This window comes from Mycobacterium sp. (assembly GCF_035314905.1).
GTDB lineage: Bacteria > Actinomycetota > Actinomycetes > Mycobacteriales > Mycobacteriaceae > Mycobacterium.
Window position 1 is genome coordinate 1 of record NZ_DATFYW010000008.1, and the last position, 8,958, is coordinate 8,958.

The window sequence follows — 8,958 nt, forward strand, 5'->3', positions numbered from 1 at the left end:
GTGGCCTGTGTCTCGATCGCCACCGGGGTGTGATCGATCTGCCATCGCGCCAGCCAGCTGTCCCCGTCCAGCCCGGCTGGCCTGCGCAGCAGCGCGATGTTCGCCAGACCCGTTGTGCGCTCACCTGATTCGGTCTCCGGCGGGACCAGCGGCACGGACTCCGTCACCAGATACGCCGCGGCGCTCTGGCACTGCTTTCCGAGCAGCGCCAACCCCTCGCGGACCTGCTCGCCGTATGACTGCTGGGTCCACAGGCTCGCCACCGCCACCACGGGTGGGTCCATCGTCGTGAGCGTCATCAACGAACCCCGCACCGCGTCGTCGCGCACATTGATCGCCAGGCCCGGTACGCCGAGCGCGAGGATCTTGTCCGCCACCGGCCCGCGCAGCGCCTTGCACCAGGCCTCATCGCGTTCGGCGTCGCGAAGCAGCACGATCACCTTCTCCACGCGACCAACGTAGCGGTGAATCACCGCCACTGGAGTCCAGTCAAGCAATTGCGGCAGCAAATTTTCGTTCGCGAAGGTGAAAAGACCGGGCGGATCGGCGCGCGCCGTGGGGACGAGCGCGCCCCGCGGTCGGCCCGCGCCGGGACACCGAGTTTGCTGGCCTGAAAATGTGATTTACGCCGCACTTTTCCGGCCAAAGGTAAGAAATTGTTATCTCCCCGCCGTGGACCGATGGCCTGCGTGTTGTTGCCAAAAGACTCTTTCCGCACGTAGACCTAGGTATGATTCTTGCTGTCGAGGCATGACCATTTTGCAACGACACGGTTTCTGAGAAGGGTCTGAGAGTTGAACCAGGCGCCGCGACGAGCCCCCGCCGAACTTGTCTGACGCACGGCTTTTCGTCGCTACACTCGACGGCGGGTCTGGGCCGGCAGGCGCACCCAGACGATCATCGAGCAGCCGGTGGCTGTCCTACCGGCGGAGGTATCAATGAACTTGGCAAATGACGTGATGAGCGCCCGTGCTCTCACGTCGACACAAGGCGACCTGCTGCTCGACGCCGGCGCGGACTTCCGGTTCGCCGAGCTGGGCAACCTCGCCGTGAGCCGCGGCCCGATCGGCGATGTCGCTGTCCACCCCGACGGGCACACGCTCGTGGCGACCAACTACGGCGACAACAGTGTCGCGGTGATCGACGCGGACACGTTGGCCCTCCGGGCGCTCGGCATCCTCGACGGCGAGGCGGTGGCCACCGCTGCGGCGGGCGGGCGCGTGTACGTCGCTACCACCTCGCCGAGTTACGACGCGGTTTCGGTGATCGACGTCGACACCGAGACGATCGTTGCGACCTACCCCCTCGACCTCAGCATCACCGCCCTCGCGGTCTCGGGGGACGGTCGGCGGATATTCGTCGGCCGGTCCGGACGAGCCGGCAGCGACCTCGCGACTGTCGACACGGCCACCGGCGCCGTCAGCGCGATCGGCCTCGCCGTGGCGCCGGGCGTCGTCCTGGACGCGCTGCGGGTCGGCCCGGATGGGGCGCGGCTCTACGCCGCGCTGTCGGATGCGTACGGCAGCGATCTGTGCGTCGTCGACGTGGCCGCGTCCCGAGTACTTTCAACGGTCCGGATCGGGTCGCCGATTCGGGATCTTGCGGTGAGCCCCGACGGCGGCACCGCCTACGTTCTCGTCTGCCACCCGCGGCACGGGGCTTGGTTGGACGTCGTCGACACCAGAACCGGCCGCGTCGTGACGACCGTCGAGATCGGCGGGTTCCCCACGCAGATGACCCTCAGCCCCGACGGCACCCGTGCCTATGTCGTCGATCGCCGCGACGTGCTGGTGATCTGCACCGTGGCGGAAGAGATCGTCGGGACCATCACCGCCGGCGCGTTGCCGTCGTGCGTCGCGGCCGGTCCGGACGGCGGCCGGCTCTACATCGCCGATTACGCGGGCGGGGTGACCATGGTCGGCATCGCGCCGGCGAAGACAATGCCCCTCTTCCAGGCGATGGCGATGCAGTGGCCGACCATGCCCGAGGTTCGCGAACTCGAGCCCGCGGCGGTTTGAGGGCTGCGATCCGCTCCCGGATGGAGTCCGGCCGCTGGATCTCTCCGGGGAGCCGCCGTAACGTCGTGCGTAGCGCGGAGTGATGTCCGCGAACCGGGAGGTCGGCCGTGCAGGACGTGGTCTTCGTCGCGGCGCTGGCTGTGCTCGCTGCGGTTGCGGCGGCATTCGCGGTGGGATGTGACCGGTTGATGGGCCCCGACGAGGCTGCGATGTCCGAGGCGGGCCGCAAGGCCGGCACGGAAGAGTGAAGTCCAGTTGAGATGACTTTCGACGATGTGACCGGAATCATCGTGGCGGTCCTGGTGGGCGCCTACCTGGTCTACGGGCTGGTTCAGCGCGGGGACGTGTAAATGTCCGCGGCAAGTTGGGCCCAGATCGCGGCGGTGTTCGCGCTGCTGGTCCTCAGCACCCCGGTGCTGGGCGGTTACCTGGCCAAGGTGTACCGCAACGACACAGCACCCGGCGACCGGGTGTTTCTTCCGGTGGAGCGGGCGGTGTACCGGCTGTTGCGCATCGACCCGCAAGGCGAGCAGCGTTGGCGCGCCTACGTCGGCTCGGCGGTGGCGTTGACCGTGGTCGGGGTGCTGCTGAACTACCTGCTGTTCCGCGTGCAACATGTGCTGCCGGGCAACCCGGACCACCTACCGGGTGTGAGCCCGCCGCTATCGTTCAACACCGCGGTGAGCTTCGTGACGAACACCAACTGGCAGAACTACACCGGCGAGTCGACGATGAGCCAGTTCAGTCAGATGTTCGCGCTGGTGGTGCACCAGTTCCTGTCCGCGGCCATGGGGATGGCACTGGCCGCCGCGTTCATCCGCGGCGTGATCCGCACTCGCACAACGACGTTGGGAAACTTCTGGGTCGACACGGTGCGGTCTGTCGTGCGGGTGTTGGTGCCGCTGAGCTTTGTGTTCGCGATCGTGCTGCTCGCGGCCGGGGTGATCGACAACTTCCACCCGATGCAGGTCGTGCCGACAATCTCCTCGATGAGCACGGGCGCCTCGGCTCAGCAGAGCATCCCGGGGGGTCCGGTGGCGAGCATGGAGCCGATCGAGATGATCGGCGACAACGGCGGCGGCTATTTCGGCGCCAATATGGCACACCCGTTCCAGAATCCCAACCCGGTCGTCAACGTGCTGACGATCTGGCTGGCCGCGGCGATTCCGTTCGCGTTCCCGTGGGCGTATGGCCGGCTTGTCGGATCCATGCGCCAGGCGACGGTGCTGATCGTGGCCATGGCCACCTTGTACGCGGCGTCGGTGGTGGCGGTGGCCGCTCTGGAATCCCATGGCAACTCCCATCTCGCGCAGCTCGGGGTCGCCCAGGACGCGGCGGGGACCAATCCGGGCGGCAACCTGGAAGGCAAGGATCTGCGGCTCGGGGCGACCGGGTCGGCGTTGAGCGCCGTCACCATGACCGCCACCTCGACGGGCGGGGTGAACTCCGCCATGGAGAGCTACACGCCGCTGGGTGGGGGCTTGTCGTTGTCGGACATAATGCTCGGCGAGGTGATTCCCGGCGGCACCGGCACCGGCCTGTACGGGATGTTGATCTTCGTGCTGATCAGCGCGTTCATCGCCGGGCTGATGGTCGGGCGTACCCCGATGTATCTGGGAAAACGCCTACTGGCCGGGGATATGACCCTGGCGGCTATGTACATTCTGGTGCTGCCGGTCACCGTGTTGACCTTCGCCGGGATTTCGCTGCTGCTGCCGTCGGCCGCCCACCAGATCTCCACGACGGGGCCGCACGCGGTGACCGAGGCCGTCTATGCCTACACCTCGGCCGCCCACAACAACGGGTCGGCGTTCGCCGGGCTGGGCGGTAACACCCTCTGGTACAACTCCACGTTGGGGGTGGCCATGTGGGTCGGGCGGTTCTTCGAGATCGTGCCCGCGCTGGCGTTGGCAGGCTCACTGGCCCGCAAACGCACCTACACGGTCACCGCCGGAACCCTGCGCACGGACACACCGCTGTTCACCGCGCTGCTGGCCGCGATCGTCATCATCCTGGTCGGGCTGACCTATTTCCCGGTTCTGGCGCTGGGCCCGCTGGCCGAGCACTTCTCCGGGCACTTCGGGGTGTGACCGATGACGACGCAGACGGCTGTCCCTCCCGGGCGGCATATGGGCCGCGAAACCCGGCGCCTGCGCGAGTTGTCGATATTCGATCCACGGATCGTGAGCAAAGCCCTGGTGGATACGCTGCTCAAGCTGGACCCGCGGGTGATGGTGCACAAGCCGGTGATGTTCGTGGTCTACATCGGCAGCATCTGGACAACACTGTTGTTCATCCGCGATGCGCCCAGGTCGACGGGATCGGACAACGTGTTCACCGGCTTGGTGGTGCTGTTCTTGTGGTTCACGGTGCTGTTCGGCAACTTCGCCGACGCGATGGCCGAAGGCCGCGGCAAGGCACACGCCGATACCTTGCGCCGAGCCCGGCGGGAATCCGTCGCCCAGGTGCTGCAGCCCGACGGCACCGTCGTGGAAACACCCGCGCAGCAGCTGAAAGTCGGCGACAGGTGCGTGGTTGTCGCGGGACAAGCCATTCCCGGCGACGGGGAGGTCATCGAAGGGATGGCGATGGTCGACGAATCGGCCATCACCGGCGAGTCGGCTCCCGTGGTGCGGGAATCGGGGGGTGACCGTTCGGCGGTCACCGGCGGCACCGTCGTGCTGTCGGACCGCATCGTCGTAGCGATCACCTCCCCGCCCGGCGAAACTTTTCTGGACCGCATGATCGCGTTGGTGGAAGGCGCGAATCGGCAACGGACCCAAAACGAGCTGGCCCTGACCGTGGTGCTGATCAGCCTCACGTTCATCTTCCTGGTCGCGGTGAGCACCTTCCAGCTGGTCGCGGTCTTCTCGGGGGTCAAGCAGCCGATCGTGTTGCTGGTCGCCTTGCTGACGCTGCTGTCGCCGACCACCATCGGGGCGTTGATCTCGGCGATCGGCATCGCCGGCATGGACCGCATGATCCGCCACAACGTGCTTGCCATGTCGGGGCGGGCGGTGGAAGCCGCCGGGGATGTGACCACGCTGCTGCTGGACAAGACCGGCACGATCACGTTCGGCAACCGGATTGCCACGGAGTTCATTCCGGTCGGCGGCACCGACGAGCACACGCTTGCCGAGGCCGCGCACCTGGCGTCGCTGGCCGACGAAACCCCCGAGGGACGCTCCATTGTGGAGTTCGCCGAACACCGATACGGCTGTCAGCCACGCGACCTTTCGGGCGCCACCATGGTCGAGTTCAGCGCCAAGACCAAGATGTCGGGCATCGATTGGCAGGACCGCACCATGCGCAAGGGCGCCGTGGCGGCGGTCAGTGACTGGGTGCGGGCCAACGGCGGCACGGTGCCCCCGGATATGGACGGCATCGTCGAGCGCATCACCGGCAGGGGTGGCACCCCGCTGGCGGTTGCCGACGGGGCCAAAGTGTTGGGCGTCATTCACCTCAAAGACACCGTCAAGCCCGGCATTTCGCAGCGCCTGGCCGCCATGCGCCCGTTCGGAATCCGCACCGTCATGGTGACCGGGGACAACCCGGCCACCGCAGCGGCCATCGCCGCCGAAGCAGGTGTCGACGAGTTCATGGCCGAGGCCACCCCGGAAGACAAAATGGACCGGATCCGCGCCGAACAGGCCGGCGGCGACCTGGTGGCGATGACCGGTGACGGCACCAACGATGCCCCGGCGCTGGCGCTGGCCGATGTCGGGGTGGCCATGAACACCGGCACGCAGGCCGCCAAGGAGGCGGGCAACCTGGTCGACCTGGACAGCGACCCGACCAAGCTGATGGAGATCGTCGGGGTCGGCAAGCAGCTGCTGATCACCCGTGGCTCGCTGACGACGTTCTCGGTCTGCAACGACGTGGCGAAATACTTCGTGGCGATCCCGGCGATGGTGCACGGTGTCTTTCCGGAGTTGGCCGCGATCGACATCCTCAACCTGCACAACCCGCACACCGCGATCCTGTCCGCGGTGATCTTCAACGCGATCATCATCGTGCTGATGATCCCGCTGGCATTGCGCGGTGTTCGGGTCAGGTCCATGGGGGCCACCGCGATGCTGCGCCGCAACGTGCTGATCTACGGCGTCGGCGGGCTGATCACCCCGTTCGTGCTGATCAAGCTCATCGACATCGGCATCGTCGCACCGTTGGGGGTGCACTGATGCTGCGTCGCCAACTCGTGCCCGCCGTCATGCTGACCGTGTTGGCCAGTCTCGTGCTGGGTGTCGTCTATCCGCTTATCACCTTCGGGATCGGCCAACTCGCCTTCCGCCATCAGGCGAACGGCTCGCTGATCAGCCGCGACAACCAGGTCGTCGGGTCCAGCCTGCTGGGTCAGCCGTTCAGCGACCCCGCCGGAAACCCGCTGCCCCAGTACTTCCAACCCCGACCCTCGGCGGCCGGAAACGGCTACGACGCCACCGCCAGCGGTGGAAGCAACCTCGGCCCCAGCGATCCGAGGCTGCTGGCCGCCGTCAGCCAACGAACCGCCGCCTACCGAGCGTTAAACCAGCTACCCCCCAACGCCGCGGTGCCCATCGACGCGGTGACCGCCTCCGGTTCGGGTCTGGACCCCGACATCTCGGTGGCCAACGCCGACCTGCAGGCGCCGCGGGTGGCCGCGACCCGCCATCTGCCGTTGAATACGGTCGCGGCGCTGGTGCGCGATCACACCACCGGACGCGCGCTGGGTTTTCTGGGTGAGACCCGGGTCAATGTGGTCGAACTCAACCTGGCGCTTGATCAACTGCATCGCTGAACAGCTCGGCGGTGTGCTGCTCAGCGGGGTGGGGCGGCCGCGGGCAGGCTGACAATCACGGCTGGGGCGCCGTTCGGGCCCGTTTCCGTCCGCAGCGAGGCGTCGATCGCCTCCAGCAGGTCGCGGGCCACTTCGACGGTGAAGCCGGCATCACCGCGACTGGCGGCAGGGCCGTTCTGAGACGGGTCGGCCTGGAACCGGATCTCAACCCGGCCGTCGCACACCGTCGCAGCGATCGTCGGCGTGCCATGTGGCGAGCTGAGCCGGATCGCGTAGGCGGCCAGCGCGGCGACCACCCTGGTGAGCACCGCGGCGTCGGACACGACATTGGGCAGATCTTCGGGTATCGCCACGTTCACCGCGTGGTGACCGGGACCCAGTTCGTCGAGCGCGGCGGCCACCACCTCGGCGACATCCACCTGACGCATCAGCACATCCAGCGCCCCGGCCCGGGCCCTGGCCACGTCGTCGAGTTGGTCCGCCAGCACGCCGATCCGGTCGACCGCCCGCTCCAGCGTATTGATCGCCTCGGTATTAGGCGCTCCGGCCGGCGCCGCGCGCAGCGCCGCTATGGCCCGCTTGGCGGGGTCGACGCTATCCGAGAGGGCACGACCGGCCGCGGCGGTCAGTGCGGTGCGGCTGCGCTCGCTCTCGGCTTCCTGTTCGGCGCCAGCGGCCCGCTGGCTGAGCCTGCGCTGGCGCAGGTTCTGAGCGATCTGGGCCGCGCACGCGGTGAAGATCTCCATGTCGGCCGCCGACAACTGCGGGCCGCGGCCGGCCAGCATCGATGAGGAGCCCAGATCGGCCTGCACCGTCGCCTGCTCGGGCCGCTCCGGGGGCCGGCCCCCGCTGCTGGCGGTGACCAGCCAGCCACCGTTGGCCGCCGGCCGCGCGGTCGGGCGTTCCAGCACGCTCAGCCCCTCCAGCCCGAAGGTTTCGCGCATCAACTCCAGCAGCTGGGGAAGCTCGCCCTCCCCCCGCAGTTGCGCCTCGGCCATCGAGGTCAGCGCCGCGGCCTCGGCGCTCGAGCGCGCGGCAAGCCTGCGGCGGCGTGCACTGACTTCCACGGTCCAGCTCACCAGCACCGCCACCGCCAGATACACCACCAGCGCCACAACGTCGTTGACGAGCGCGACCCGGAACGAATACAGCGGGCGCGCCAGGAAATAGTCCGCCGCCGCCACCGATATGATCGCGGCCGTCAGTGCCGGATACCAGCCTCCCACTACGGCGATCAACACGATCACCAGCAGATACACCAGCACGTCAACGGACAGGCTCAGCCGGGACCGCGACAGCGCCAACACAACGGTCACGGCCGGCAACAACACCACCATCAACGCCAGCGCCTGCAGGCGCCGGCCTCGACTGACACCGCGCAGCTGCGGGAGCCGCACCGCAAACCGCGTCGGCGTCTCGTCGGTCACCACGTGCACGTCGAGGTCGGGGCCGCTCAGCCGAGACAGCCGACGGGCCACCACTTCCCGCCCGGTCGACAGCCGCCACCAGGCGCTCGGACGGGTTTCGCCGATAATCACTTGCGTGGCGTTTTCGTGCTGCGCGAACTGTGCCAGCGCGCTGCTGACGTCGGCGCCAACCATCTGATGCCAACTGCCGCCCAACCCCTCGACCAAGGCGCGCAGGCTGGCCAACGTGGCCGGGTCCGCCCCCGGTCGCCCGTCGCTGCGCGAAACGTACACGGCCATCAAGTCGCTGCCGGGTGTGCGGGCGGCCAACCGTGCGGCCCGTCGGATCAGCGGACCGCTCTCCGGGCCGCCCGAGACACCCACCACGATGCGCTCCCGCGCCTCCCATGGCGCCGTGATGCCATGCTCGCTTCGGTACCGCTGCAACCCCTCGTCAACCCGGTCGGCCACCCACAGCAGCGCCAGTTCCCGCAGCGCGGTGAGGTTGCCGGGCCGAAAATAGTGCGACAGCGCCGCGTCGATGCGATCGGGTGGATAGATGTCTCCGGCAACCATGCGCCGCCGCAACGCCTCCGGCGACAGGTCCACGAGTTCCAGCTCGTCGGCCTCCCGCACCGCCACATCGGGAACCGTTTCGCGCTGCTGGACACCGGTCATCTCGGTCAGCACATCGCCCAGCGACTCCAGATGCTGAATGTTGAGCGTCGTGATCACATCGATGCCCGCGTCGAGCAGT

The 8,958-nt window shown here is 67.8% G+C and carries 6 protein-coding genes and 1 pseudogene; 5 read left to right on the forward strand and 2 right to left on the reverse strand.

Annotated features, from left to right (window positions below; genetic code table 11):
• Positions 1-449 (reverse strand): annotated as a pseudogene (locus VKG81_RS00630) (hypothetical protein); the annotation flags it as partial.
• Positions 450-938: 489 nt separating this feature from the next.
• Here VKG81_RS00630 and VKG81_RS00635 point away from each other — a divergent pair.
• The 5 genes from VKG81_RS00635 (at position 939) to kdpC (ending at position 6,795) form a co-directional block, all read left to right on the forward strand.
• Complete coding sequence (locus VKG81_RS00635; protein ID WP_324388895.1) at positions 939-2,018, forward strand: YncE family protein; 1,080 nt, start codon at positions 939-941, stop codon at positions 2,016-2,018.
• A gap of 107 nt (positions 2,019-2,125) precedes the next feature.
• Positions 2,126-2,266: a hypothetical protein gene (locus VKG81_RS00640; RefSeq protein WP_324388896.1), complete on the forward strand. Its 141-nt coding sequence runs from the start codon at positions 2,126-2,128 to the stop codon at positions 2,264-2,266.
• Between the two features lie 102 nt (positions 2,267-2,368).
• Positions 2,369-4,108 carry a potassium-transporting ATPase subunit KdpA gene (gene kdpA / locus VKG81_RS00645; RefSeq protein ID WP_324388897.1) on the forward strand — a complete coding sequence of 580 codons (1,740 nt, stop codon included), beginning with the start codon at positions 2,369-2,371 and terminating at the stop codon, positions 4,106-4,108.
• Positions 4,109-4,111: 3 nt separating this feature from the next.
• Entirely contained in the window at positions 4,112-6,199 is a 2,088-nt protein-coding gene (gene kdpB, locus VKG81_RS00650) for a potassium-transporting ATPase subunit KdpB (RefSeq protein WP_324388898.1), read from the forward strand.
• Between the two features lie 2 nt (positions 6,200-6,201).
• Entirely contained in the window at positions 6,202-6,795 is a 594-nt protein-coding gene (kdpC, locus tag VKG81_RS00655) for a K(+)-transporting ATPase subunit C (RefSeq protein ID WP_349254983.1), read from the forward strand.
• A 20-nt stretch (positions 6,796-6,815) separates the two neighbouring features.
• Here the strand turns inward: kdpC and VKG81_RS00660 are convergent.
• A partial coding sequence (locus tag VKG81_RS00660; protein ID WP_324388900.1) for a DUF4118 domain-containing protein occupies positions 6,816-8,958 on the reverse strand: 2,143 nt, incomplete at its 5' end.

What these genes read in the sequence shown, in the direction of transcription:
- VKG81_RS00635 (WP_324388895.1), top strand. Translation starts at nt 939, where the DNA reads ATGAACTTGGCAAATGACGTGATGAGCGCCCGTGCTCTCACGTCGACA.
- kdpA (WP_324388897.1), top strand. Translation starts at nt 2,369, where the DNA reads ATGTCCGCGGCAAGTTGGGCCCAGATCGCGGCGGTGTTCGCGCTGCTG.
- kdpB (WP_324388898.1), top strand. Translation starts at nt 4,112, where the DNA reads ATGACGACGCAGACGGCTGTCCCTCCCGGGCGGCATATGGGCCGCGAA.